The sequence below is a fragment of the Paenibacillus sp. 1A_MP2 genome (genome assembly GCF_052244825.1).
GTDB classification, from domain to species: domain Bacteria; phylum Bacillota; class Bacilli; order Paenibacillales; family Paenibacillaceae; genus Paenibacillus; species Paenibacillus vandeheii.
In genome coordinates, this window is the sequence record NZ_JBQQCS010000001.1 from 4010686 (window position 1) to 4035489 (window position 24804).

At 44.2% G+C, this 24804-nt stretch carries 23 protein-coding genes, 3 pseudogenes and 1 riboswitch; of the genes and pseudogenes, 9 read left to right on the forward strand and 17 right to left on the reverse strand.

Features of this window, described 5'->3' with window-relative positions; genetic code table 11:
- Positions 1-177: 177 nt before the first annotated feature.
- The 3 genes and pseudogenes from ACTWJ7_RS19710 to ACTWJ7_RS19720 form a co-directional block, all read right to left on the reverse strand.
- Positions 178-885 (reverse strand): ABC transporter permease, encoded by a 708-nt coding sequence (locus ACTWJ7_RS19710; protein WP_301878626.1) that lies wholly within the window; start codon positions 883-885, stop codon positions 178-180.
- A complete protein-coding gene (locus ACTWJ7_RS19715) occupies positions 860-1804 on the reverse strand; it encodes an ABC transporter ATP-binding protein (RefSeq protein WP_443145800.1) in 945 nt (314 codons plus the stop codon). The genes ACTWJ7_RS19710 and ACTWJ7_RS19715 overlap by 26 nt, the downstream gene beginning before the upstream one ends.
- A 92-nt stretch (positions 1805-1896) precedes the next feature.
- A pseudogene (locus ACTWJ7_RS19720) lies at positions 1897-3461 on the reverse strand (FAD-dependent monooxygenase).
- A 117-nt stretch (positions 3462-3578) separates the two neighbouring features.
- On the opposite strand from ACTWJ7_RS19720, the gene ACTWJ7_RS19725 reads away from it, so the two are divergent.
- The gene (locus ACTWJ7_RS19725) at positions 3579-4214 is read left to right on the forward strand and encodes a TetR/AcrR family transcriptional regulator (protein WP_301878629.1); all 636 of its coding nucleotides are present in this window, start codon (positions 3579-3581) and stop codon (positions 4212-4214) included.
- A 135-nt stretch (positions 4215-4349) separates the two neighbouring features.
- On the opposite strand, the pseudogene ACTWJ7_RS19730 reads toward ACTWJ7_RS19725, so the two are convergent.
- Both ACTWJ7_RS19730 and ACTWJ7_RS19735 read right to left on the reverse strand, forming a co-directional pair.
- Positions 4350-5188 (reverse strand): annotated as a pseudogene (locus ACTWJ7_RS19730) (formylglycine-generating enzyme family protein).
- A gap of 199 nt (positions 5189-5387) precedes the next feature.
- Positions 5388-6023 carry a glycoside hydrolase family 11 protein gene (locus ACTWJ7_RS19735; RefSeq protein ID WP_024631692.1) on the reverse strand — a complete coding sequence of 212 codons (636 nt, stop codon included), beginning with the start codon at positions 6021-6023 and terminating at the stop codon, positions 5388-5390.
- A 336-nt stretch (positions 6024-6359) separates the two neighbouring features.
- On the opposite strand from ACTWJ7_RS19735, the gene ACTWJ7_RS19740 reads away from it, so the two are divergent.
- From ACTWJ7_RS19740 to ACTWJ7_RS19750, 3 genes are all read left to right on the forward strand, one after another.
- A complete protein-coding gene (locus ACTWJ7_RS19740) occupies positions 6360-7022 on the forward strand; it encodes an MBL fold metallo-hydrolase (protein ID WP_301878634.1) in 663 nt (220 codons plus the stop codon).
- Between the two features lie 274 nt (positions 7023-7296).
- On the forward strand, positions 7297-8202 hold the full coding sequence (locus ACTWJ7_RS19745) for an ArsR/SmtB family transcription factor (protein ID WP_301878636.1): 906 nt from the start codon (positions 7297-7299) through the stop codon (positions 8200-8202).
- Between the two features lie 39 nt (positions 8203-8241).
- Entirely contained in the window at positions 8242-9309 is a 1068-nt protein-coding gene (locus ACTWJ7_RS19750) for an MFS transporter (RefSeq protein WP_443145801.1), read from the forward strand.
- 360 nt (positions 9310-9669) lie between these two features.
- Here ACTWJ7_RS19750 and ACTWJ7_RS19755 read toward each other — a convergent pair whose 3' ends face one another.
- The 3 genes from ACTWJ7_RS19755 to ACTWJ7_RS19765 are packed head-to-tail and all read right to left on the reverse strand — an operon-like array spanning position 9670 to position 11096.
- Positions 9670-10155 (reverse strand): nitroreductase family protein, encoded by a 486-nt coding sequence (locus tag ACTWJ7_RS19755; RefSeq protein ID WP_301878639.1) that lies wholly within the window; start codon positions 10153-10155, stop codon positions 9670-9672.
- A gap of 21 nt (positions 10156-10176) precedes the next feature.
- On the reverse strand, positions 10177-10743 hold the full coding sequence (locus ACTWJ7_RS19760; protein WP_301879533.1) for a nitroreductase family protein: 567 nt from the start codon (positions 10741-10743) through the stop codon (positions 10177-10179).
- 29 nt (positions 10744-10772) lie between these two features.
- A complete protein-coding gene (locus tag ACTWJ7_RS19765; RefSeq protein WP_443145802.1) occupies positions 10773-11096 on the reverse strand; it encodes a MarR family transcriptional regulator in 324 nt (107 codons plus the stop codon).
- Between the two features lie 379 nt (positions 11097-11475).
- Positions 11476-11556, forward strand: a riboswitch (ZMP/ZTP riboswitch).
- A 50-nt stretch (positions 11557-11606) separates the two neighbouring features.
- Between ACTWJ7_RS19765 and ACTWJ7_RS19770 the strand changes: the two genes are divergently transcribed.
- The 3 genes from ACTWJ7_RS19770 (at position 11607) to ACTWJ7_RS19780 (ending at position 14296) form a co-directional block, all read left to right on the forward strand.
- A complete protein-coding gene (locus tag ACTWJ7_RS19770) occupies positions 11607-12458 on the forward strand; it encodes a bifunctional 5,10-methylenetetrahydrofolate dehydrogenase/5,10-methenyltetrahydrofolate cyclohydrolase (RefSeq protein ID WP_094936611.1) in 852 nt (283 codons plus the stop codon).
- 168 nt (positions 12459-12626) lie between these two features.
- On the forward strand, positions 12627-13391 hold the full coding sequence (locus ACTWJ7_RS19775) for a DUF817 domain-containing protein (RefSeq protein ID WP_301878643.1): 765 nt from the start codon (positions 12627-12629) through the stop codon (positions 13389-13391).
- 92 nt (positions 13392-13483) lie between these two features.
- Positions 13484-14296, forward strand: a complete 813-nt coding sequence (locus ACTWJ7_RS19780; RefSeq protein ID WP_301878645.1) for an undecaprenyl-diphosphate phosphatase — start codon at positions 13484-13486, stop codon at positions 14294-14296.
- A gap of 84 nt (positions 14297-14380) precedes the next feature.
- On the opposite strand, the gene ACTWJ7_RS19785 is transcribed toward ACTWJ7_RS19780, so the two are convergent.
- The 8 genes from ACTWJ7_RS19785 to ACTWJ7_RS19820 form a co-directional block, all read right to left on the reverse strand.
- Positions 14381-15085 (reverse strand): hypothetical protein, encoded by a 705-nt coding sequence (locus tag ACTWJ7_RS19785; RefSeq protein WP_301878646.1) that lies wholly within the window; start codon positions 15083-15085, stop codon positions 14381-14383.
- Between the two features lie 33 nt (positions 15086-15118).
- On the reverse strand, positions 15119-15751 hold the full coding sequence (locus tag ACTWJ7_RS19790) for a hypothetical protein (RefSeq protein ID WP_301878647.1): 633 nt from the start codon (positions 15749-15751) through the stop codon (positions 15119-15121).
- A gap of 286 nt (positions 15752-16037) precedes the next feature.
- A complete protein-coding gene (gene bshB2 / locus ACTWJ7_RS19795; RefSeq protein WP_029881110.1) occupies positions 16038-16712 on the reverse strand; it encodes a bacillithiol biosynthesis deacetylase BshB2 in 675 nt (224 codons plus the stop codon).
- 23 nt (positions 16713-16735) lie between these two features.
- Positions 16736-17080: a YojF family protein gene (locus tag ACTWJ7_RS19800; RefSeq protein WP_079344516.1), complete on the reverse strand. Its 345-nt coding sequence runs from the start codon at positions 17078-17080 to the stop codon at positions 16736-16738.
- 101 nt (positions 17081-17181) lie between these two features.
- Positions 17182-18099 (reverse strand): deoxyribonuclease IV, encoded by a 918-nt coding sequence (locus ACTWJ7_RS19805; RefSeq protein ID WP_301878650.1) that lies wholly within the window; start codon positions 18097-18099, stop codon positions 17182-17184.
- 183 nt (positions 18100-18282) lie between these two features.
- Positions 18283-20751, reverse strand: a complete 2469-nt coding sequence (locus ACTWJ7_RS19810) for a family 43 glycosylhydrolase (protein WP_301878652.1) — start codon at positions 20749-20751, stop codon at positions 18283-18285.
- A gap of 344 nt (positions 20752-21095) precedes the next feature.
- Positions 21096-22010: a poly(ethylene terephthalate) hydrolase family protein gene (locus ACTWJ7_RS19815; RefSeq protein ID WP_301878653.1), complete on the reverse strand. Its 915-nt coding sequence runs from the start codon at positions 22008-22010 to the stop codon at positions 21096-21098.
- A 21-nt stretch (positions 22011-22031) separates the two neighbouring features.
- Complete coding sequence (locus ACTWJ7_RS19820; protein WP_301247146.1) at positions 22032-22451, reverse strand: MerR family transcriptional regulator; 420 nt, start codon at positions 22449-22451, stop codon at positions 22032-22034.
- A gap of 152 nt (positions 22452-22603) precedes the next feature.
- Here ACTWJ7_RS19820 and ACTWJ7_RS19825 point away from each other — a divergent pair, with 152 nt between their 5' ends.
- Together ACTWJ7_RS19825 and ACTWJ7_RS19830 are read left to right on the forward strand one after the other, a co-directional pair.
- Complete coding sequence (locus ACTWJ7_RS19825; protein ID WP_079344512.1) at positions 22604-22924, forward strand: carboxymuconolactone decarboxylase family protein; 321 nt, start codon at positions 22604-22606, stop codon at positions 22922-22924.
- 19 nt (positions 22925-22943) lie between these two features.
- A pseudogene (locus ACTWJ7_RS19830) lies at positions 22944-23338 on the forward strand (cupin domain-containing protein).
- Positions 23339-23548: 210 nt separating this feature from the next.
- On the opposite strand, the gene ACTWJ7_RS19835 reads toward ACTWJ7_RS19830, so the two are convergent.
- Positions 23549-24772: an RNA polymerase sigma factor gene (locus ACTWJ7_RS19835; RefSeq protein ID WP_301878654.1), complete on the reverse strand. Its 1224-nt coding sequence runs from the start codon at positions 24770-24772 to the stop codon at positions 23549-23551.
- Positions 24773-24804 lie beyond the last annotated feature (32 nt).

Genomic DNA, 24804 nt, shown 5'->3' on the forward strand with positions numbered 1-24804 from the left:
CCGTCCATTATTCTGTTACGAATCATTTAAAGTACTACAACACCAACTCCAATGCGCGCCGCCTGTGCCTTATGCTCAACATCTGCCTTATCCTTCAAAGCCAAAGAGCCAAGCGGTAACGATGACACATCTCCGGAGATAACCAAATTGGGGGCCGCCAACATTTTGTTAAAATCATCACTGCTCCCTGTTTTGTAACCATTTAACCGTCCCAATGAGACCTATGAGTCCTATTAAGAAAACCAGTAAATAACTAGTACCCAACAAGGGAAATAAAGCGACTCCGCTTTCTTGCAAATGCAAAGCAGGTACAGACCAAGGGAGATAAGCTCCAATGGCGGTAGGTCCGAACACCAATGCCAACATTAAAGTTGTAAATGCAAAGCCGATCGGAACCAGATAACCACGCGATATACAGGCCAATAGGGCAAGAGGTGCACTTAATAATAGGTGGAGAGCGCCAATTATAAGTATTAGGAACAAATAATGTTGTACAATCGCAAACGAAAAGCCAGAAAGTCCAATAGCAAAACCGAGTATTAAGGCATAAGCAAAGCTGATCAACATCATTACAAAACACCAGAATATAATTGCGACATATTTGGCAATCGCAATTTTACCACGCGATACAGGCAAAACGAGCAAATCCTTGAGCGTCCGATCGGAATACTCACGGCCAAATGTCCAACTTGTTACCAGTCCAAACCCCAGCAGCCCAAACACGGATGCATACAAAAACGCAGTCTGTTCAAAAAAAGAAGGCCAATTGGGCTGTCCTAAGAACAACGTGATGACAAACAATATAAACAGAAGCGTGCCCCATAAAACAAAGGATCGACGCAATTTGTAAACTTCAACGCTACAGGCTGTCAACAAAGGTCTCATTCCGTCCCCCCTCAACTCCGATTACTTTGAGAAAGTAATGTTCCAAATTCTCTTCTTCAATTTTAAGCATGGTGAGCGGTACTTCATGATGAGCAAGCAATCTCGCAATATGTTCGGGATGCTTAACGGCATAATCATCCGGTAGCGTAAAGCAGTTATTCGAAGTCGAATGTACCGCAAACCCGGAGTCTGAAAGAATAGCTTGAGCCTTCCGATCATCCTTCGTTCCGATCATCAACTGCTTTCGGCGGATTGTTTCAAAGTCTGTTGTTGTCAGTTCTTCAAGCAACACGCCTTTGTGAATAATGCCGATTCGAGAAGCCAATTTGGACATTTCCTCAAGGATATGGCTCGATATAAACACGGTAACCCCATGTTGGGAAGCCAGAGCTTTCAGCATTTCTCTTACCTCGACAATTCCGGCTGGATCAAGTGCATTGGTTGGTTCATCGAGAATCAGAACGTCCGGCTTATGAATTAACGCTTTGGCCAATCCAAGTTTCTGCGCGTTACCAAGTGACAAATCTCTTGCCTTACTATCCGCATATTGGGTCAGATTCAATTGCTCCATAATCTCGTTAACTGCCCTTGGAACAGATAATCCTCGCAACTTGGCGATCAAATTCAAGTTTTCCCTAACCGTAAAGTTAGGGTAGGCATAAGGAACTTCCACCATATAGCCTAGTCTTCTCGACAAATCGGGATTCCCGTTCGCCCAGCGCTGACCAAATAAATACACTTCTCCGGAAGAAGGCTTGCTCATGCCGAGAAGAGCTCGGATGGTTGTCGTTTTCCCTGCACCGTTCAACCCCAAGAATCCATAGATTTCTCCTTTCTTAACGGAAATCGAAACGCGATCTACAGTGACTTTATTTCCGTATTGCTTTGTCAAGTTAACGGTTCGAATAATATCTTCCATAGTAACAGTCCTTCCCATAACCTAAATTAAACGAATATAAGAGCCGGCAGCCTTATGAGATGTTGAAAAGAATCCTGCCGGCCTTGTCCAAATCAGTTTGCGCCATAGATGGAATTCAAGTAATTCGAAATCGATACGGTATCATCAATGGATGTACGCAGTGCGATGTAACCGTCGGGACGAATCAATACGAATTCATTACTTGCCACATCGTAAATTCGATAGGCATTCCCTGCTGTGTCTATTATGCCTTCCGCCCCCTCCACGTTCGATGGCAGGATATAATGCACGTGGAGTTCGTCGTTGGTGAAGTTCTTCAGCGAAGGATCGATGCAGTTTGCAAAAGCCAAAAGCGTCCAGTGTGGGCCGCGCAATAGGTCAAAGACACTTCCTGCAAACCCGGTGCCTTGCAGGCCCGTAGCATTAGGAGCACGATCCCCAGGAAATGAACAGGTAGCATTTGTTAGAGCAGACGGACGGATAAGAGAACTTGACCGATAGGAAATGAGAAGCCCACTCGTCAGGTCGTCGGATATGGTGCTTAAAGATTGGGACAACCCTCCGCCTTCAGTCGCCGTTCCTATGACCCCTCCCATCTTCTTCGTGCTGTCCTCAAGCACGGCTTGAGCCACTGGGCGGCGCTCCTCATCGTACGTGTCGAGTAAGGCAGTGTCCGCTCCGTGTATGACAGCCGCCAGCTTCCAGCCTAGGTTGTACGCGTCCTGCATCCCCGTATTCATGCCTTGACCGCCGGCCGGCGAATGAACATGAGCAGCATCACCGGCAAGGAAGACCCGGCCGTTGCGGTAACATTCAACCATACGAACGTTGACGCGGTAGATGGACAGCCAGGAAGCATCCGTGAGCTGAACACTTCCTGCCCCGGCGCGACGGTCAAACATGGCTTGATACGCCTCTAGCGACGGTTGCTCTGGTTCTTCGATGTCTGCCGGAATGGTAGCCTGCAGCTGCCAAATGTCGGATTTCGGCAGCGGTGTCAACCCGACCATCCCCTCTGAAGATGTCCAGATATGGATATGGTCACGATCTAACCCTTCCAATCGTACATCGCCAAGATACCATCGCTCATGATCGTGTGTTTCCCCAACCAGCGGTAAGTGAATAAACTTGCGGATATTACTTTTGCCCCGTCAGCGCCGACGACATAACGAGCGCGAATGTGCTCTTCTCCTTGCGGTGTATTCACGGTTACGGTTACACCATCCGAATCCTGAACAAGCCCTACAGCTTCCACGCCCAACTCAACTTGACTGCCAAGCACTGCATATCGGTCTCGCAGTGCTTTCTCCACATCAAATTGAGCAATCCAAACCGGATCACGGTAGGGTGTCTCAAGTTCGGCGCTGGCTGCAACGGTAATAGCCCGCTTATCCACACTCCTGCCATCGGCAGAATAATAACGAACAGGTAAATCCACGGTACCTGTGTCAATAATGTAGCGAACGGCCTCCAAATCATCGACGACTTCAAGCGAGCGAGGCTGGATTCCTTTGGCGCGAGATGCAATGTTATATACGGTACTTCGTTCAATAACCCGGTGGTTGACTTTTCGACGGGCAAGGTCACAGGCAAGTGTAAGTCCTGTAGGTCCGGCCCCGACAATGAGAACCTCAACAAAAGACGCCATGGTTGTCATGGATTTTCCTCCTTGATTAATGATTTAATATGTTGCATTAGTTATACTACACCGTGCAGTGTAGTTTGTAAAGTGGAACTCATTTTTGATAGTATACCTGTAGGGGGAAACGTAAGCATGGATAATACGGAAAACAAAAAAATCCGCAAAGGCTCTTCAGACAAACGAGCTAAAATTATTGCAGCGGCACGAGATCTGTTTCTTTCAGATGGGTTTGATCGTTCCAGCGTCGATGCGGTCGCAGCTAAAGCGGGGGTTTCCAAAAGGACCGTTTATGATTATTATGGCGACAAACAGAACTTACTACTTGCTGTTGTGGAAGAAACCAGTCAGGCAGTTCTGGACATGATCAAGCAAGGGATATCAGACTACCTCTGGGAATTCGAGGATCTGGAGCAGGCGCTCATCTTATTCTGCGAACAATTCGTAGCTTCTGCGAACGGTTCGTCCGATTACAGCGCTCTGATCCGTCTGGTTACAATGGAAGCCGCCAACCTGCCAGCCTCATTTTTAGAAAAGCTGGATAACGCAACGGAAGAGGGGATTATCAGGAGGTTTACCGAGTTTGGACAAACCGGACTGCTCGATGTGCCAGATCCTATAATGGCTACAAAGCACTTCGCTGCCTTAACGTTTTTATTGGTATTTGATCAACCAAGAAAAACCGGTACATTAGAGGAGGAACAAACCAAACGTATCATCACTGAAGGCGTACGCGTCTTTCTTTGCGCTTATGGAAAACGTACCGTTTAAGAGGAAAATCAAACAACTCAAAAGAGATGCCCTGGCTAATCTACATTAGCGTGGAGCATCTCTTTATGTTCAACGAATTACTTTGCAGCATATGAGGCTTGCTTAAATTGTTAGGGCACTTTACGATGTTCCGGCTTATTCTCCGCGAACAACACGAAAACCCTGATCGGGACCAAATCCATTGGCATCGAATTTACCTCGAAAAGCGATCTCGTTATTGTTGACACCGCCGATCCAGCCTCCGCCCTTAACCACCCGAAAGGAAGCAATTTGACTCTCCGCGTCGATGTACCAGTCCCAGCACCATTCTCTTACATTACCAGACATATCGTATATTCCAAGCTCGTTCGGCTTTTGTGTACCAATCGATTTGGTTTTGTTTTTATTGCTCTCTATGGCAGGCCAGTTCCAATCTCCAGTTAAGATTTTGTCCCGGCGTTCTTCCAATACCATGCTACTTCGTCGGCGTTATTGCTGCCGCTGTATGTGTAATTCTTGCTCTCCTGACCTCCGGCTGCGGCATACTCCCACTCCGCTTCTGTAGGCAGTCGGTAACCGTTAGTTCCCTCATTAATGGTTACTGTCCACTTTAAATTATCGTTATCATTCTTATTATTCAGGTCTTGGGTATCCTTATCGATGTTGTAATGCGGCTTCAAGCCCTCTTGTATACTTCTTTGGTTACAATACTCTACCGCGTCATACCAACTCACCATTTCTACTGGCAATTGATCTCCTTTGAATCCGGAAGGATTATTTCCCATGACATCCTCCCACTCTTTTTGAGTTACCTCATATTTCCCGATATAAAAATTCGACAGGGTCACATTTCTTCCAGCAAAATTGGACTTGTTGTTCTTAAACGTCCCGCCTTGCACGAATACAAGGTTATCCTTCGGTTCGGGTTTATCCTGCGAACAAGCGCTGATCACTATCATTGTTGCTATTAAAAAGAACATTAATAGCTTTCTCATTGAACGATCTCCTTTAAGCTAATGGGAAAATAACAGGCTATGATACCTGCCATCCGTTAACGTTGAAGGCCATTTGCTCGATAAGAAACGGCCTTCAACGAATTAGGACGGACTGGTTGGATCTGAGGGGAAGGCCATAGGCCTGCCCTAATGTATAAAAATCTGTTTTACTTTCATAGAAAGGCTTACCGTGGATTGGTTACCACACCGTTACGTTGGAACTTCCGCTGCTCTGATATCCTTCTGTCGCTAACACCTGATAAGACCAACTGCTACCCAGATTCATGCCTTTGCTTGCCCATGCGTTCACATGGTTGCTGAATGTAATAGCAGAGTTAACCCCGGTCGCTCTCTTCGACTGTCTTACACTCCAGTACTGCGCAAAGGTTTGTGTTCCGTCAATGGAAGGTGCGTTGTATCGCATGGTTGTATAGATGTCATAGGTACCCCCATCACTGGTTACGGTACCTTTAAACGTTCCGGTTGGTCGATACGTACCCCAGCTATCCACAACGTAATATTCGATAAGTGCATTTCTCGTCCATCCGTAAAGGGTCAAATACCCATTGCCAGATGGTGCAAAGACACCTGCATTATAATTAATAGTCCGGTTTGGAGAACCGACGTTCCAACCTTTACCAACTACAAAATTCCCTGTATTCTGCCACGTTACACTGTAATTACCGCCTGATCCATTAACAGCATTGACTGTTCCGCCGCCATCGGTCCAATTTTGCCAATAATCTGTTGCCGCACTTGAAGTTGCTGCAAACACACCAAAACTCATAGAAGCCGCAAGAACGACCGTCAACAATTTTTTACTGAATTTAAACATACTCTACCTCCCGATATGATTGTATTTTCACTATAAAACTCGTTTAGTTTGATTCTCTGGGATGTGTCCGGTTTACCCATTGGTCTTTTTTTTACTTTTACCTCCTTTCTGACTAAATTATAGAATGATAGCGTTTACATAAAAACCTGACAAACTATAGAATAATCTCTAATATGTTTAGATATAGCGATTCATGTCGTTGGAATTAAGGTGTATATATTGGTCTCAAAAAGAGCACTACCTGAACAAGTCAGTTTACCGTATCTTTTTACGTACTTGGTTCGTTTATAAAGAGATACCTTATTTATATATTTCTTTCTATGGAGGACTAATAATATGGAAATTTCAATGGGAGTCGAAATGCTTCATCTGGATTATCACGGGAATGTCATCCACCCCATTCTTTTAAAGGATCAAGAAATGACTATTCTAATAGACACTGGTTTTCCAGGTCAATTCGAGGATTTACGTGCGGCGATAGAAATGGCTGGTGTCTCGTTAGACAAACTAAATGCAGTAATTTTGACCCATCAGGATGTCGATCATATAGGGAATCTTCCGGAGATTTTGCAAGCCTGTCGAAACGAAATTAAAGTATATGCACACGAACTGGATAAGCCGTACATCCAGGGAGAGCTACCTCTTTTAAAAGATAGTCACCTGGAAAATCCCCCGAAGGGTACAGTGAACAATACCTTAATAGATGGTCAGGAATTGCCGTTTTGTGGCGGGATTCGTGTTATTCACACGCCTGGGCATACGCCAGGTCATATCAGTCTTTATTTGAAGGAAAGTAAAACGCTCATTGCAGGGGATTCGATGTATAGTGTAGACGGAATGCTCGGGGGAATTCATGCACCGACCACACCGGACATGAATTCAGCACGGCTCTCGTTGAAAAAGTATTTAGATCTAGACATCACATCCGTGATTTGTTACCACGGGGGATTAAGTGATGTTAATGTAAAAGATCAGATATCAGACCTCATCCAAGGTTGATCTTTTGAAGAATCAATGTTGTGCATTAACTCTAAATATTAGAAAAAATTTATATATCAGTGATTTTAAAAGGAGACACCTTAGCTTACTGAGATTATAAATCAAAGAGACGATTCTTCAGGTGCTCGTCACCAGTGGAACGTCTTTTTTCGTTGAAGAGAATAAGTAAATCATTGGACATTTTTGTTGCAAATCCATAATTGTTCGTATAAAATAAAACAAATTAGTTGTTCTATAAATATAGAACAATAAAAACAAGGGGGAAATTCGAGCTATGAACTACAAAGTGGAAGTTGATTTTGCACCCATTTATGAATGTGTGAGTAGCCTGACGGTTTTCATGAGCAAACAGAATCATAATGCTCTGGATGCTGGAAAACTATGGGTTAGAGAAGTACAGGATCGATTCGCCCCCGCCAAACTCCAACAAATGCGGGAGACGATGAAACTTGTAGACGATTTTAGCCTTGCGCCTTATATATGGAGTTGTCCTGGAGAACGCTCAGTGAGTGACTTTTTGGATTGGCTTGAAGACCTGTCCACAGGCCAGCTGTATGACATCGCTGCTAACGTGAAGTTGTCCGTCCCCTCCAATCTCCCGGAACTGCGCACTCGGACGTCCGAAGCGCTGCGTGAATGGAATGCCCACTATTTCAGTCAAATCGATTCGGCGATTATCGAAGGTCTTGCCTTAGAAGCTGAAGCAAGAAGGTCCAGTCTAAACGGAACCAATGACCTAGAGGTCTATGAGGAGGCAACGGAAGGTATGCGTCTATACCCTACCCCTCTGCTCAAACAAGTGATTCTAATCCCTCAATATCATGCTCGTCCCTTTGTCACCTCAGCCATCTTTGATGAAGTGATTTTCACCAGTTACTCTGCAGATATTCTCCCACCAGCAACGGGCCGGCCTGAACATAGGTTGTTACGTCTAACACGAGCATTGTCCGACGAGACCAGATTATACATCCTCCGCCTGTTAGCTGGAAGGCAGTTAACATTCACCGAGATCGTTAGCGAGGTTAAACTTTCTAAGAGCACAGTACACTACCACCTGATTTCATTGAGGGCAGCAGGGCTTGTCATCGTACATTATAACCAGAAAACTACCTCTTACAGCTTGCGTGTAGAAGCTCTCAACAAGCTTTCGGAACAGATTTCAGCTTATATTGAAGAATGATGATAATTCCCTTTAGCCTACACACACGGAGGAATACTCATGCTTAAGCGCAGTTATTATGGTTTACTAGCTACTGTCACTCTGAGTTCATTTGGTGACGTATTTGGTCTTCTGGCTATGGAATGGCTTGTCTATGAAATAACTGCATCTAAGATGGCCATGGGTGCGATGGCACTAAGCTTTAGCATTCCAGAAGTGGCCTTTCGATTGCTCGGCTCGCCATTATCCGATCGGTTACACCGAGGGCGGTTCATGGCAGTGCTTGCTGCTATTAGGTTGCTTGCTCTCTTATTACCGCTGAGTCTGGGACTCGCAGGCCACTTGCAATTATGGCACCTTTTTCTGGCCGCAGGTCTGAGCGGGGCATGTTCTGCCCTATTCATGCCCACCGCAATGGCAATTGTTCCGGGAGTATCAGATGAACGCAAGCTGGTGCGAGCATTCGCGGTAATCGACGGCTGCCGTAATGCAGCTGCCCTGTTGGGCCCAGCCTTGGCCGGAGCACTTACAGCCGCCGCCGGGGCGTTGCCAACACTTGGCATCAACGCTGTTTGTTACACCGCCGCCATTGCCACGTTGCTTTATCTGCCCACAATGCAGAAGCCAGTTGCATCAAAAGCCTCCTTTTCAATTAAAGCTTATCTCAGAGATATCCATGAAGGTTTCTCCTTTTATCGTCGCTTCCCGGCCATGCTTTCGATTATGGGAATGGTTTCGATCAGCAACATGTCTTCTGTAGCCATCTGGACCATGATGATTCCTTTTGTTCGTGAAGTGTTAGATCGGGATGCCACTGCAATGGGCACACTCACCACTGCTTCAGCATGTGGAACATTGGTAGGACTAGTGGTCATCTCGTGGATGGGTGAAATCAAAAAACGACGATCAGTCATGCTGTGCAGCCTAGCAATCATCGGTCTTTTTAACGCTTTACTGGGCCTATTCCCAAGTTACCCATTTGCGCTCGTTGCCTTATGTGCCGCTGGTGCAGCAGGACCTTTCTTTGGTTCTCTCAGTTCTTCTTTGCACGGCACACTTGTCCCTGGACCTCTGCAAGGCCGAGTCAACTCCATACGGTTCTTAATTGGGGCGGACTGCAGCCTTTAGGTGCTTTTGCAGGTGCAGCAATTGCAGAACTCTATGGTCTGCCTTTCTTATTCTTGTCTTTGGGTCTTCTTCCCTTGTTTTGTTCGGCCGCAGCAGTATTCATTCCAAATTTGAAGAATTTAGATGGTGATTTATCTACTTTACAGAATAGCACACAATTAAATTCTCATAACAAGGTAATTAACACATTATAAAAAATCATTTTTTAAAAGAAGTGAAGTTCTGGATTAATCGTGTGTATCCGCCTTAGCTGACTTGTATTCTTCCAAACGGATACACAGCGCATAAAAAGAAAGACAATTCCTTTCAAGGTATTGTCTTTCCTCATTCATTTTAATTCTCTTCCCCACATCTTCACCACTACAGCAGTTCGAACTGAAGCTGAGGTTCAGGTACCTGAGCTTTCCCTTTGGGCTGTTCACCAGCGTATCCCAATTCCAGAACCGCAGCAATACGCTCGTTGCCAAGTACGCCAAATGTTTCAGCACGGCTCCGGTCGTACATCCAGTCATGCAACGTGCTACGTACCCCGAGTCCCTGTTCATAGGCAAGCAAGCGAAAATTTTGGATTAGACAGTATACGGCTGCAAAGTCCTCTTCCCGCTTATGGTGATCCGCCTCTTCCTTCACCAAGACCAGAAGATACGCTGGCGCGTGCTTCTGCAATCCCTGCATGAGTTTCCCATTATGGTTATCGGCAAAAATAAACCGCCATGGCTCACGGAGCCCATCGTTCGGTGCCCATACGGCGTGATTGAGCAATTTAAGGATTAGCTCTTGCGATACCGGTCGATCCAAAAAATCTTTCGGACTATGCATGTCCCCTTCCAGCTCAGACAGTTTCATTTTTACATCTTCCCCTTCCTTTTACGTAGTCTGGCCCTGTAAAACAGTCCACTTCTGCTCAGCGGGTGTTCTTTTCCGGCTTCTTGGCGCTTTGTCAAAGTATCCTATATGAAGAATGCCAACAAATCTTTCATTCTCGCGCAGACCAATTCCTTTAAAAAATCCTTCATGCTGAATCATGGACTCTGTATCCCACAGCATGCCTAACCCTCGTTCCCATCCCAGCAGTTGGAAGCTCTGCATCATTTCGCAGGCAGCGGCATAATTGCGGTCATTAGTCAGACGATCCGGCCCTACAGCAGACATAACAATGACATGGGCAGGAATATCAGTGAATCTCTTTTTAAACACATCCAGCAGTTTTCCCGGAATCAGCTTACCGAGCTTGCTCTGCGACATCTGTTCCAGCATACAGTCCACCAGCCGTTTGCGTGCTTCTGGAGTTCCGGCATATACAACACGCCACGAACCAGCGTCAACGATTGGTTGAAGCCTTGTTGCCCTGTGCAGCAATTCAACAACCAGCTCCTGTTCCACAGGGGTTGCATTACATTTACGAATACTTCTGCGTTCCCTGATCAATTCCACCAGACTCAATCGCTTCACTCTCCTTTGGTTTATCTGGATTCCATATCCATGCTGCTGTCTTGAAGAAATTGATGTATTATTTTCAGCTCTGGTTCCGAATATTTGTCCAAAGAACGATAGAACCGTTCAGCCTCAAGTACATGCAGACGTTCATGCAATTCAAAAATCTTCTTTCCTTGTGGGGACAACCGGAAATAGCTTTCCTTCTTGTTGTCATTCATTTTCGTACGTTTGACGAATCCTTCCTCCAGCAGTTTGTTGCCGATCTTGGTAATACTTGCTTTGGACAAATTCATCGCCTCGGCAATGCCCGTATTGTTAATGGGCTCATGCCTGCCAATGCAATCTATCATATGAACTGCAGTCAAATGCTGGGGATTTTCTCGATGCTTTCCCGCTGGGCGATACTTAGAAAATGTTCGATTTCCGTATCCTTGTGATTCTCATATACATGTAAAAACCGGATAAATTGGTCATACAGTAACTGTTTTGTTCGATCTTTTGAATCCATTCTGCAATCGCCCCTTATTTACTTGTAAACAATAAAAAAACCTTAAATAATCTATATTATTCACTAATTAAATCTTAAATAGTTTACTTGTTAACAATATATCATGATTGATAACGGTTATCAACTATATTCTCTGGCTATGGAAATTTGGAATGTTAGAGAGATCCATTACCTATTGAACATTTCTTCTTTTTCAAGTACTATAAATTTAAACAATTCAAACGACCATATGTGACTGGCGAACACGGTGAACCGTGAGGGAGCATATGGTTTGTAATAAGCCGTACGCCTGGGCAGAGGTAAGGAATATTTATTTCCTTGCCTCTTTTTATGTTGAAAGGGCGATGTGAAAATGAGTACAGACACACTGATCTTGAATGGACAAACGGTAGCAGATTTTATGAAGGAAGACATGGCCACAAAGGTTGGCATCCTTAAGGAAAAAGGCATTCAGCCTTGTCTCGCTACAATTCTCGTCGGAGATGATCCTTCCTCAGCGACCTATGTGCGTATGAAAGGAAATGCTTGTGCTCGCTTAGGCGTGCATTCCATTAAGGTCGTTCTTTCTGCGGATACCACCACGGATGAATTGATTCAAGAAATTAACAAACTAAATGATGACCCTTCCGTACACGGTATTTTGCTTCAGCACCCTGTCCCGAATCATATTGATGAAAGAGCAGCTTTTGACGCCATTCGTATCGAAAAAGACGTTGATGGTGTAACGACCCTCGGTTTTGCACTTAATGCTTTTGGAGAAGCCGAATTCCCTTCCTGTACACCACAGGCTATCATGCGTATTCTGGATTTCTACAATATTCAAATTGAGGGCAAACACGCGGTGGTCATCGGAAGAAGTCCAATTCTGGGCAAGCCGGTCTCAGCCATGCTGCTAAACCGGAATGCAACGGTGACAACCTGCCACTCTAAAACTGTGAATCTGGAAGAGATCGTGAAGCTTGGTGATATCGTCATTGCAGCCGTGGGTAAACCCCTGTTTGTCAAAGGAGACTGGATTAAACCGGGTGCTGTCGTTATTGACGCAGGTTATAACAAAGGGAATGTCGGAGATGTGGACTATGAAGCTTGCTTTGTTCCTTCTTCGGCTATTACACCTGTACCGGGCGGCGTTGGACCTGTAACAATCGCAACGCTCATCGAACATACGATTAAATCTGCCTATAAGCTATCTGAAAATGCATAATGAAATAGCCCAAAAAACAAGGTTCCTCCGATTGACGAGGGGCCTTGTTTGTCTTTGAATACGGCTATAATTGAAAATAAGAACATATATATATCTTTTTTTCTCTTTTACAAACGGTTCATATCTATATTATTATGAACAAGGCATGGGGAAGGAGATAAACATAACTTGAAACCTTTAGTACAGCTGCTGCATTTTGGTTATCATCAAGCGATGAGTTGCATTTTTCCTGTGGCGATCTTTGGAACGTTGGCCCTCTCTAGCGTAATTCAGATCCCCTTTCTTTATCGCTATGATGCCATTCTGCTGATTTTATTAGCAGTGCAATACCTTATGTACCGGAGCGGATTGGAAACACGTGATGAAATCAAAGTCATATGTATATTTCACGTGATTGGTTTGGTGCTGGAGATGTATAAAGTGTGGATGGGATCCTGGTCATACCCTGAGCCTGGATATACCAAGCTCTTTGGTGTTCCCCTTTATAGTGGATTTATGTATGCAAGTGTAGCAAGCTTTATGTGTCAAATATGGCGCAGATTGCGTATGGACATGACTGGATGGCCCGGGTTCACATCTTCGGTTCTGTTAGGTGGAGCCGTCTATATCAACTTTTTCACACATCATTTTATTCCCGATTTTCGTTGGTGGTTGACCGCTCTTGTATTTATTGTTTTTCGAAAAACGTGGATTATCTATCGGGTACGATTAACGACCTATCGCATGCCGCTTACACTCGCTTTCATCATCGTAGGTTTCTTCATCTGGACGGCTGAAAATATAGCTACCTTTTTTAATGGCTGGAAATATCCTGACCAACACGACTCCTGGCAGCTGGTTAGTTTTAGCAAGATCAGTTCGTGGTTCCTTTTGGTTATCATTAGTGTCATCATTGTTGCCCAGCTTAAATATGTCAAAGCCAATCGAAAGTAGGTTCTATACATTTGCAAGTTCTGAAAGATAACCGTTATGATTGTATGGAATGCTGAGTTGGTAAATGAAGAAAATATGAGTAGGAGGATACAATGGAAGACGTTATTTTGTGGTTGAAATATGTATTATTAGGTATCGTACAAGGGGCTACTGAGCCTATTCCGGTTTCTTCAAGTGGACATTTAATTATTGCTCAACGATTGCTTGGCATGAAGCAGAATGGATTATCCTTTGAAATTTTGACAAACACGGCCTCACTGATTGCCATTATGTTTATCTTTCGGGAAGATATCAAAAAACTTATTGTCGGAGGCTGGCGATTCCTAATCTCTCGCAATGCAGCGTACAGAGCAGATTTCATGTTTTGTCTATACATAATCATTGGTACTCTCCCTGCTGCGATCGGAGCTGTGCTATTCAAGGATAAAATCGAAGAAATTTTCACTTCTGTTTATACGGTTGCGATTAGTTTACTGATCACCGGGGTTGCTCTGTGGCTCATTCGAAACCTTCGCGGGCGGAAAAGAGATGGCGATTTGTCGGTGAAAGACGCAGTACTGGTAGGTCTGGCTCAGGCCGTGGCTCTTATTCCGGGGATAAGCCGCTCTGGTGCAACAGTCATTGCATCGATCGCTGTCGGGATGAAACAGGAAACGGCTTTGAAATTTTCCTTTATGCTCTATATTCCAATTAGCATCGGCGGGGTAATATTAGGTGCATCTGACATCGTAACCGATCCGCAGCGTACACAGCTAGCTATACCTTACATTTTAGCGTTCATCACTACGCTTATCGTTACCTACTTCTCAATGAGATGGTTTATGGGAATTATGGCTAGAGGGAACCTGATTTATTTTTCATACTATTGCTTCGCAGTCGGAATTCTTTTACTTATTTTTTTGTAAAACAGGAGATCCATTTAACGTAAAAGGGAACAACCTCTAATCAAGAGGTTGTTCCCTTTGTATTGTCCTCCACACGTTCATTTCTTAACTCTCTCCAAGAACCATGGAACCCATATCATTCGGATCTTCAATTTGTTTATGGATTACAAGCTCTCCTCTGTCGTTGAATCCCTTGATTTCATACGGAATAGTTGCAGACGAGGGCAGGAATATAAACCAGATTGTGCTGTCAGGGCCCACCTCCACCAGCTTAGCTTCGGTAGCCACTGGTTTCTCATTTTCTTTGAACTCGACGGCAACACGCTTAATAGAGGGGTCTAATATATGTCCGAACAGCATAGGAAAAGGTTTCGATATATGACTTAATTCAGGTATGCTCATATAATCCAGCGCTGACGTGAATTGAGATGATTCACCAATGGAATATCCGCCACCCCACCCCCACTTCCAGCCGAATACTATTTTCCTCGCATACTCCACCTGAAGATTGCTGCTATTTGCCTGACTCGTTTTTTGTTTAAACAAAACCATTCCCCCGTCTACCGGTTCTTGATGAATGATCTGTAATGAATCATAATGACCTCTAAACCTCTCAATCGCTTCTTCAGGAGTTTTTCCTATAGGAATATGCATGGCTTCACTCATTCCCATTGCCTTGGACATGCGCCAATCGGACAATCCACCAGCCTTGTCATTAACATAAATAAATGCGATGCACAATATGAGGAAAAGTAAGATAGCTATCACTGTAATTCGTCGTTTGCTTCGTTTGCTTCGCATTGTTTGCATTACTACGTCCACTCCTTCAGATAACGCTAATTACTATTCTCCCTGAACAGTAGATAAGGAAACAAGCACTGGACCAGCGAAATCGGAGGCTTCTTCGCCTTTTGGATTGTGAAGACGGAATAAAAAAGCATCACCTTTTTCAGATTTCCAGACCATATAATCGTTTATCCCGTTTTCACCCGAGGCTTGAAGATAAAGCTCAGCGAAACCAAGCGGATGCTCGATCAATTCGCCACTATAATCAGACACCTTGCCCGCTTTTTCCAAATCCTCTCGCCCTGTTGTCTCAAGTTTACTCAGATCATAATCAGAGGGCAGTGGTTCAATATCCACATAGTAGTCCGGATTGCTTGTCAGCGACAAGCGGCCTTTGGCAGCGTCAAAAGAAAATTTCTCGAACACGTACAGTGAAAAACCTTCTCCTTGATACAACGTTGCCGTTTGTGATGTATTGCCCTCCCCTGTCATCAAATCAAAACGTTCTGTCTCCGGTCGTGGCGTTTCAGAGGTTACCTCATTTTCTGTCGTGGGAGTTGAAACCGACTCATTGGTTACAGCGGATGGTTCAGGGTTTGCCGACGGCTCTGTTTCCCCAGAGCAAGCTGTAAGTGCAAGTAACATGACAAACATCGGGATCTTCATATAAACAGAACGAAATTCATTCATTTGTAGTACTCCTTCCAAGTTAATTGTTAATACTTTATTACCCATGGAAGCGGCTGGAAACCCGTATTTATACTTTATAGATTTATACACATACTGTAAATCCCTTGAACTTACTTATAAAATATTGCAAACATCTCCCTGTTCTCATGATATGACTCTCCCCTCCTTCTCCATTCACCACTTGGAAAAGACTCTATTGGGAGAACAAGACCTGCTTATAACAAAAAAAGTCGCCATAATGGCGACTTTTAAGCAAATTAGATGTTGGCAAACTGTAGTAAAATAATTAATTGAATTTATAGGTCCAGAATGCTTCTCTTCCAAATCGATTCCGGATTTGTTCATCATCCAATTCCCGCTTGCCGACAAGTTCCGGCGCCTGGAATTGCGAACGGTGAGCTCGAATCGACGCCATTTTCTCGGCAAGGAATCCGCTCACATCTTCAATCACATCCGCTTTCCCGATGCTCTCCTCATGATTGTTGGAGAATGCACAGCAGTATACAATAGGTCTCTCTTCTGCGGGCAGTCGACCAATCGTTCGCGTAACCGCAGCTCCGGTTGCATCATGATCGGGATGCACACTATACCCCGGATAGAAAGTAATGACCAGTGACGGATTAAGCTCTTTGATCAGCGCCAAGATATGGCCATCTAGCAGTTCAGGGTCTTCAAACTCGATCATTTTATCGTGAAAACCGAGCATCCTTAAATCTTGAATGCCAATTGCGTTGGAGGACTCTATGAGTTCATCCTTACGAATTATTGGCAAGGTGACACGGTTGGCAAATGGAGGGATGCCCATATTACGTCCCATCTCCCCTAGAGTCAGGCAAGCATAAGTGACTTGAGCTCCGCCTTTTATGTATTTCGCCAACGTTCCCGAAGCAGTGAACGCTTCATCGTCAGGATGGGGAAACACAACTAAAATGCGTTGATGTTCAATCTGTTTGTTATTCATGCTTATTTGATCCTCCGCTTTCATCAGAACAATTCCCGACTAAGTTGTAAGGCTACAACCAGCTTTCCTTGACTATCGTGACCAGCCAGAATGAGTCGTTCTTGTTCCAGCTCGTCAATGTGTGTAAGTCCCTCAGCGTATATCCAGCCGTGAGTAGTCTTTAAGCCTACGCGATATGGCCCCGTGCCGGAGATCGATCCTTGCGTATATCGTATGACCGCATTGGAAATGAATGCCGACCCCGGGTGCCTGGTGCTATCGAAGTGACTTGCGTAAGCACCTGACGTGAGTTCGAGGTGTAAATATAGGTCCTGATCCAGAAGTTGATTGATCCGGGATTGGATGTCTTGAGGCTCTATTGGCTGCATGGCGGCCTCCTTTTTAGTAAAAAGTAACGTGCTCCATCCATTTTAACATATGTCCTATGAGAATAAACATGGAATGATTAAGCGATTGTTTTTAGGACTCTCTACTTACTGCTTTCTAAAGAGTCCTCTTCTTTTTGCACAGGTTCGGAGCATTCTCTTCTTAACAGGGCGATCTCATGTCGATAAGGAGCATTCTTATATTTTATTTTGCCAATCGACGGCGTCTCAAGCAGTTTTGGAAGTGACACGAGCTGGGGGTGATGCACGATATAATCCAAAGCTTGAAGCCCGATATGCCCGTGCCCGATGTTCTCATGGCGATCTTTCCTCGATCCCCGCACATTTTTGGAATCATTGATGTGCAGTACTTTCAATCGCTCAAGGCCAATAACCTTATCAAACTGCTCCAGTACCCCGTCAAAATGATGAACAATGTCGTATCCTGCATCATGAACATGACAAGTATCCAGACATATGGAGAGTCGTTCATTCCGTTGTACACCATCGACAATCTGTGCCAGTTCTTCAAAGCTTGTTCCGCATTCTGTCCCTTTTCCGGCCATCGTCTCCAACGAAATCTGGACCTCAGGGTAATTGTCGTCCTGTAATACTTCGTTTAATCCCTGGATAATTTGCCGAATGCCGATGTCTACCCCAGCGTTAACATGGGCACCGGGATGAAGAACAAGCTGATTTGATCCAAGCGAAGCCGTTCTCTCAATCTCATCCCGCAGGAATTGTACGCTAAAATCAAATACCTCTCGTTTGTAGCTATTAGCCAAATTTATCAGGAACGGAGCATGCACAACAATGTTGGAAATGCCCTGCTGCTTCATGTGCATATGGCCTGCTTCTATATTATATTGCAAAATAGGTTTTCGTTTCGAATTCTGCGGTGCCCCGGTGTACATCAGAAAAGTAGATGCACCATAAGAAGCGGCTTCCTTACTCGCCTGCAGAAGCATCTCTTTCCCGCCAAAGGATACATGAGATCCAATGAGCAGATCACACTTTTTCATTACCAACCACTTCCTCTTTGGATTCCATCATTTCATTATCAGTGAAATCTGATGAATTGGCTATTGGGAAATGGCGGTGGTGAAGGAGATCTGAGGAAGGCAAAAAAGCTGCCGATTGGCGACTCTTTTATACACCTCAATTCTCGTAACAACTGTTTCATTCTTGATTTTCATGCTGCTTTCTCAAGGAGAAACGGATACGTTATCGAAATGCGTGTGCTTATTTGCGGTTCTGACACCGATTTTGCCATGTGTGAACGGATTCAAGCTGTTGTCGGTATAGTCGATCTTCGGATTGACCATATCGTCGACAAACACCTTGATGTTGGTGCCCTTAACGACAACTTTCATATGATACCAGGTATTGGTTGAATACGATTGCGCATTGCTCTTGAGCAGCGCCCAATTATAATTCATCTTGCCCAGACTGACTCCGCTTGTAGTCAGATAGGCGTAATATCCTTGTAAAGCATCATAATTGTTCTGGCCTCGCTCCGTACCGTGGGATGCATTGGATACTCGGACGAGCAAGCCCCCGTCACCCCCTGTATCGATCATCTTGATATCGGACTCCACCGTATAATCTGCCCATTGCGAATCCCCGATTGTAGATTTGGCAGGCCCAGTGCTCGCTGCACTGTATTCACCGTTCTCTACCGCCCAGGTTCCTTCAAACCGGGTCCATCCATTATCGCCCCCGTCGTTAAAATTATCGCTTACGCTGGTCACATCGACATTTTTATGAAACGTCATTCTTGAGAAATCGGCCTCACCTGTTACGAATTCAACCTTTAATTCCCGCTGCCCTGCATTTAAATAGACCTTTTTCTTGGATATGTTTCTCCAGTTCTCCCAGTCACCCGTATTAGGTACATTGACGATACCTGTCAAGTCGGTCGCACCATCCCACAGCCGAATTTGAGCCCCGTCCAGCGCGGTAGCCATGCGAAAATCAATATCATAATATCCACTTGTCTCTACGTTCACTTTGTATTTATACCATTCTCCGGTCTGGTTCCAGCCTAAGTTGAACAGTGCTTCACTATTTAGACGAATATCACCGGCATCGGTCCGATAAGCCCCACCAAGATTAGCAGGCGTTGTATCGTGATAAGCGACACCTTCGCCACCTTTCATATAATGAACAGCCTCGATCGTGCCCGGAATCGGCTTGGAAGCGTTCCATGCACTGCTTCCATTCACATCGTTATTAAAGGCAGTGTAGCCGAAATCCGCATGCGTATCCTCTGTTAGAACACCGATTTTGCCTGCTCCTACATTGGCGGAACGCATTGCTTTGAACATGCCGTCTACATAGTATTTAAACGTAGATCCCGACTTCTCTATGCGTATGTTATGCCATTTCGAATAATTGAAGTCCGCGGGCAAATTGAATGTTTGCCAAGCCTGATCCACTCCGTTAACCCGGAAAAATGTTTCCAGTCTCTTGTTCTTTGAACTGATCAGTGCAACACCATAATTGTTCTCATCCGTATAGGAGAATGTAGCGCCATATCTCGGATTGGTGGAAGTTCCCCGATTCATTTCCTTCATGTTAAATTCTGCCGTATAATCGGACGCGCTGGTTGAAGCAGTCACTTGTTTGTACCAAGTTGAGCTGCCCAATGAATTTTGCCACATGAGCTCCTGATTGAAGATGCCCCAATTACCACCGTTCACGTTGTTCCAATTGCTCCCGATGGCAGAACGATCGAAGTAGTCGTAGAAAACAGGCATTTCCGGATTGGGTTGATCCGTTGAAGTTGGACCAAGCACGATCATCTTATCGTTGTTCCATACAATTCGGTCCATGTTCAGATGCCGCAGTGGTCCAATTATTCCGTTACCTTCCAAATTATGATACATCATATAGTGAGTGTCCAGATTGGGTCCCGTTACTACGGTATTGTGTCCCAATCCCACGGTTGGGCCTTCCGTACGTATTAATACCGGGTTGGTGCTATCAGTCACATATCCGGATCTCGGACCTGTGGTGCTAACCGCCACATCCACCCGATATCCTTTGCTAAATACGTGGTTGCCTGTATAGGTCATATAGTATTTTCCATTCCGTTTGAAGACAGTCGAGCCCTCCGTCCAGCCTCCCATGCCCACTCCTGTTGACGCACTCGTTCCGATCTGAGTGGGGCTGCTCATCGGTGCAGCATCGATGCGGCCTTGCGCGGCATGATAGAAGCTGAACGAGCCATCATCGTCAATGAACACATTACCGTCAATCGACTTTCCAAGATTGCCAGTCACTACATTGAAAGGTCCGGTAGGACTCGTGCTGCTCAGTACGTAATGCCCCTTTCCGGCAGGAGATGTATACATGTAGAACATTCCGTTCCAGTAAACGACTTCAGGAGCATAAGCTCCATGCGTAATGGGATCTGTTGCAGCCAAGCCGCGGTACGACCAATTCACCAAGTCTTTGGAGCTCCATACTTTGACACCATCGTCCGTATCTCTTGTACTTACATACAGATAATAGTATCCATTAAATTTCAATACATAGGGATCTCCCAATCCGTATTGTCCCCATTCATCCGGTAACGTTTGTGGATTTTGATACGCTGTGGCTGTGATCGGCACCGAAGAAACCATTAATAAAATGACCATCAGCGTGAACATGAATCGACTCTTTCTCACGTTATTTCCTCCTAGTCCGTGTTTTGTTATCGCTTACAAATACATCGAAATTCTCAACATGCGTTTGCATTCTTACGTCTTGAAGGTCTTGTTCTCATCTACCATCGATTAACCGTCATAGCAGTAAGCGCAGAGAAAATTCAGACTCTTCAGTCGGTGTTAAAATCTAGCATAAAGTAAGCCGTTACAAATAGAAATAACATTTCGTTGTCATTCATTTGGCATTTTGTTGGAAAAAAGTGCTTATCTTTAATTTAAAGCTCGCTCGTTCATACAAACAAAAAAGGACAGTCCCTAGCCATTTTATGACTTGGGACAGCCCCTTCGAATGATGTGAACGATAACTATTGCAAATTTGCGGTGGTAACATCCTTCCAATGATCATTCGTTTCTATTTCAGCATTATTGCCAACAAAAGCACCCCTTGCCTCCGAATCATCCATTAATTGATATCTCATCCAAGCTGTCAAATAACCTCGATGCTGACCGCCATCCTGCTCTATCGCTGTATGTGCAGCGCCTTTAGCCATAGCCATTAAGGCCGGAAGATCCGAGTTGGCATTACGTAAGGCCAATTGGTTGGAAGCTGACGGGGAGATGATAAAATCTCGGGTCCCTCCCATAACAAAAAATGGAACCTTCAGCGCTGAAGTATTATACACGTCCTCTGGATCACAATATTTCAGGTCGGGCAGAGCAATCGATACAATCGTTCTGATGAGATTACCGTTCTCAAAATTCGTATGAGCATTAATGACGCCCGTTGACCCCTGCGAATGTCCTGCCGCTGCAATTCGATCCTTCTGAACCCTCTTGTAAAACGGGCTGACAGCTGCTTCATTTTCACTGAGCATATATTCAATGGCAGCCATAATTTCTTTACCTGTGCCCGTGGTTTGGCTGTATGTATCGATGACAATAAATCCCCAACCGGCCAGGTGTCTTAACAACTCATCATAATTATCAGGCAAAGCTCCCGTTCCGTTGCCCCAAGCAATGAGTGGGTGCGAGACATCCGTTGATTGCGGAGAATAAATCCTGTACAGCTTCTCGCCTTGTTCGTCCTTGACCTCCATTGTATCTACCTCGTACGTACCGGGTAGAGCATATCTCTCTTCAACACTTCCGGTTTCGAAAGTAGCCGATACCGAATTTACGAGGATGAAGGATAGTACGCAAAAAGCAGCAATCAAAATAACGACAACACCTGTTATCCATAGAAACCACTTGCTTCGGATTACCTTTTTCACTTGTGGCATACAATCTCCTTTAAAGATGCGTTAGGTGGATTCTTCTTTAGCATCTTCCTTCTGTTCTGAATAAAGAACGAATTCATATTTATCCCCATTGATCTGATCGTGATAGAACATAATCTTTCGATTTAAGATATCCAGATTCTCTTGCAATGCTTGAATTTCCTGTTCTACTTTGCCCTTACGCTGTTCAAGCAAATGAAGTCTATCATACATCGTCTCCTCACCCATGGCACGCCATTCAGTATATTGTTTTAGCTCTACCATCGACATTCCCGAATTTTTCAAATGTAGTAAAAACCGAACCCATCCGATATCTTGATCTGTATATTCCCGTAGATTATTTCCATCTCGCTGGGGAGTAAGTAAACCTTCCATTTCATAATATCTGAGCGTGCTTTTATTAATACCAATAATTTCAGCAAATTCTCCAATGGAATACGTCATAGCATCAACCTCAGTTTCCTAGATTCGTTTCTCCCTCTAGTATACACTTCTACAGTTTGAACAAAACTAAAAATAGTGTCTTGACTTAAAGTTCACTTTAAGGCCTATACTTCGTCATGTGCACATTGAAATGAATTGGAGGTAAAGAGCTTATGCCCGAAAAACAAACCGCCGGCCGAGAATTACTTGGAGAATTTGCACCGAAATTTGCTGAACTTAATGATGATGTTTTATTTGGTGAAGTTTGGTCCAGAGAGAAGGAATTATCACCTCGCGATCGCAGCATGATAACCGTATCCGCATTGATTGCTGGCGGGAATTTCGAACAGTTAACTCCTCATTTTCAAAAAGCAAAAGCAAACGGAGTAACCAAAGAGGAAATTGCGGAAATTATCACTCATCTTTCATTTTATGCTGGATGGCCGAAAGCTTGGTCAGCATTTAATATCGCAAAAGAAATCTACAAACATTAAGAGAAAGCAGGGTTCAATTATGACAAATGAAGAATTACAGAAGACCGCCATCTTTCCGTTAGGGCAAAAAGTTGATGCAAACTTTATCGGGGATGCATACTTACAAATGATCTTTACTGACCCGACTCCACTTAATGCACCCATTGGAAGTGTAACCTTTGCTCCAGGAGCTCGCAATAACTGGCACTCTCATAAAGTTGGGCAAGTTTTGATTGTAACTGGTGGCGAGGGCTGGTATCAAGAAGAAGGCAAACCAGCACAATTACTTAAATCCGGGGATGTAATTAATATTCCCCTACTATAAAACATTGGCATGGAGCTACAAAAGACAGTTGGTTTGTACACTTGGCAATTACACCCGGAGAAACGGTTTGGTTAGAACCAGTCGATGGTAAGTCGTATAATCAGTTGTAAAAATAAACGCATCGAGTCCATGGATTCGATGCGTTGTTCTGTATTCTTTCAAGACACTCGTAATTTTATTTATTTTTGCTCGACGAAGTAGTGTTCAACTGCAGCTCCCTCCAAGAACTGAAATATGTTTATATAATATTACAATAACCATTTCTCATATAGAAAAAAGCCCGGTTCATCACCGGACTTAACATTTCAAAGGTATTCAAATTATATTTTGATATATTCCACCCATTCCTCATGCAACTCAGTCTCGCTACATTGAAAGATCCCTTCGAAATCTTGAGGATTACGGATCAGTTTGTTTAATGCCTCTATTCCGTATCGCTCAACCACAAATTCCACCATCATATAAGAGAACTGAAAGCCTTTCATCGTTTCAAAATCCCACGTATCGTTATTTAATTCATCAAAAGATGGAATCGACTGGTTGCAAATGCTATCTTCCGTCGAACCTTTAATGAATTCTTGGGACATCTGTTTAGCTTCATATCCACCAATGCCCTGTCTGATCCATTTCGGAGCTGCAGGATTAATATCGCTGATTAGCCACATGGCGAACAAGTGGACTGTGCCTTTCAGAATGGATTGATACGTATGCTCCGGTCCAGGGTTCAATGGAGAGACAATTTTCAGAGTACGCCCTTCATATGTGCCCATAAACCAATTGGGGGCATCAGTTTCTCCGACAGCTTGATGGAACGTTGGCAAATCGGGATAAATTTCAATGACTACTTTTTGTGATGGACGATGTTTGTATTTGGTAGACACTCGTTCAACACTACTGTTGAGTTCATCGAACAAATCTTGATGCACTTTCTTCGTACGATCATTCGTTTCGTGGCTTACACCTTTATTTACAATAGAAATCAGGTCTTGAATAGACATGATGGCAATGTCCCCCCACTCTTTCAGTTCTTTTCTTAATTTCTCCAAAGCCCGGTATAGTCTGTTCTTTACTGCACTCTCCCGCCTTCCAACAATCTTGGATATTTCAGGCAAGGTGCAGTCAACGAAAAAGCGTAATGCAATAATTTCTTGATCAATCTCATCCAGCTTTTTTAACGCGGAGCCAATATCAATTCGGATATCAACATGTTTCGTAAATTCAAGGGAGATGGATTGGGATTCATAATCTGTAAAATCATAAGGAGATTCTTTTTGTCGAGATAACCTGCGATATTCGTTTTTCACCGTATTCTGAGCAATCTTAAAGATCCAGGTGAATAAGTTTGAGGACCCTTTAAAGCTATGAATATTTTCGACCGCTTTCAAAAACACCTGTTGGGTCAAATCATCTGCAACCAACGGATTCAATTTCAGTGAGAAGTATTTACTGATTCTTTGACGATATTGTTCATACGTGTTCTCAAAGATGGTGATGCTTTCCTGTTCATCCGGATAAACAGGTTTCGTGTCATGAGCTCCTGACATGGTGGTGAACCTCCTCTTGATTTACATTTAAT

What these genes read in the sequence shown, in the direction of transcription:
- ACTWJ7_RS19710 (WP_301878626.1), bottom strand. Translation starts at nt 885, where the DNA reads ATGAGACCTTTGTTGACAGCCTGTAGCGTTGAAGTTTACAAATTGCGT.
- ACTWJ7_RS19715 (WP_443145800.1), bottom strand. Translation starts at nt 1,804, where the DNA reads ATGGAAGATATTATTCGAACCGTTAACTTGACAAAGCAATACGGAAAT.
- ACTWJ7_RS19725 (WP_301878629.1), top strand. Translation starts at nt 3,579, where the DNA reads ATGGATAATACGGAAAACAAAAAAATCCGCAAAGGCTCTTCAGACAAA.
- ACTWJ7_RS19735 (WP_024631692.1), bottom strand. Translation starts at nt 6,023, where the DNA reads ATGTTTAAATTCAGTAAAAAATTGTTGACGGTCGTTCTTGCGGCTTCT.
- ACTWJ7_RS19740 (WP_301878634.1), top strand. Translation starts at nt 6,360, where the DNA reads ATGGAAATTTCAATGGGAGTCGAAATGCTTCATCTGGATTATCACGGG.
- ACTWJ7_RS19745 (WP_301878636.1), top strand. Translation starts at nt 7,297, where the DNA reads ATGAACTACAAAGTGGAAGTTGATTTTGCACCCATTTATGAATGTGTG.
- ACTWJ7_RS19750 (WP_443145801.1), top strand. Translation starts at nt 8,242, where the DNA reads ATGCTTAAGCGCAGTTATTATGGTTTACTAGCTACTGTCACTCTGAGT.
- ACTWJ7_RS19755 (WP_301878639.1), bottom strand. Translation starts at nt 10,155, where the DNA reads ATGAAACTGTCTGAGCTGGAAGGGGACATGCATAGTCCGAAAGATTTT.
- ACTWJ7_RS19765 (WP_443145802.1), bottom strand. Translation starts at nt 11,096, where the DNA reads ATGATAGATTGCATTGGCAGGCATGAGCCCATTAACAATACGGGCATT.
- ACTWJ7_RS19770 (WP_094936611.1), top strand. Translation starts at nt 11,607, where the DNA reads ATGAGTACAGACACACTGATCTTGAATGGACAAACGGTAGCAGATTTT.
- ACTWJ7_RS19780 (WP_301878645.1), top strand. Translation starts at nt 13,484, where the DNA reads ATGGAAGACGTTATTTTGTGGTTGAAATATGTATTATTAGGTATCGTA.
- ACTWJ7_RS19785 (WP_301878646.1), bottom strand. Translation starts at nt 15,085, where the DNA reads ATGCAAACAATGCGAAGCAAACGAAGCAAACGACGAATTACAGTGATA.
- ACTWJ7_RS19790 (WP_301878647.1), bottom strand. Translation starts at nt 15,751, where the DNA reads ATGAATGAATTTCGTTCTGTTTATATGAAGATCCCGATGTTTGTCATG.
- bshB2 (WP_029881110.1), bottom strand. Translation starts at nt 16,712, where the DNA reads ATGAATAACAAACAGATTGAACATCAACGCATTTTAGTTGTGTTTCCC.
- ACTWJ7_RS19800 (WP_079344516.1), bottom strand. Translation starts at nt 17,080, where the DNA reads ATGCAGCCAATAGAGCCTCAAGACATCCAATCCCGGATCAATCAACTT.
- ACTWJ7_RS19805 (WP_301878650.1), bottom strand. Translation starts at nt 18,099, where the DNA reads ATGAAAAAGTGTGATCTGCTCATTGGATCTCATGTATCCTTTGGCGGG.
- ACTWJ7_RS19815 (WP_301878653.1), bottom strand. Translation starts at nt 22,010, where the DNA reads ATGCCACAAGTGAAAAAGGTAATCCGAAGCAAGTGGTTTCTATGGATA.
- ACTWJ7_RS19820 (WP_301247146.1), bottom strand. Translation starts at nt 22,451, where the DNA reads ATGACGTATTCCATTGGAGAATTTGCTGAAATTATTGGTATTAATAAA.
- ACTWJ7_RS19825 (WP_079344512.1), top strand. Translation starts at nt 22,604, where the DNA reads ATGCCCGAAAAACAAACCGCCGGCCGAGAATTACTTGGAGAATTTGCA.
- ACTWJ7_RS19835 (WP_301878654.1), bottom strand. Translation starts at nt 24,772, where the DNA reads ATGTCAGGAGCTCATGACACGAAACCTGTTTATCCGGATGAACAGGAA.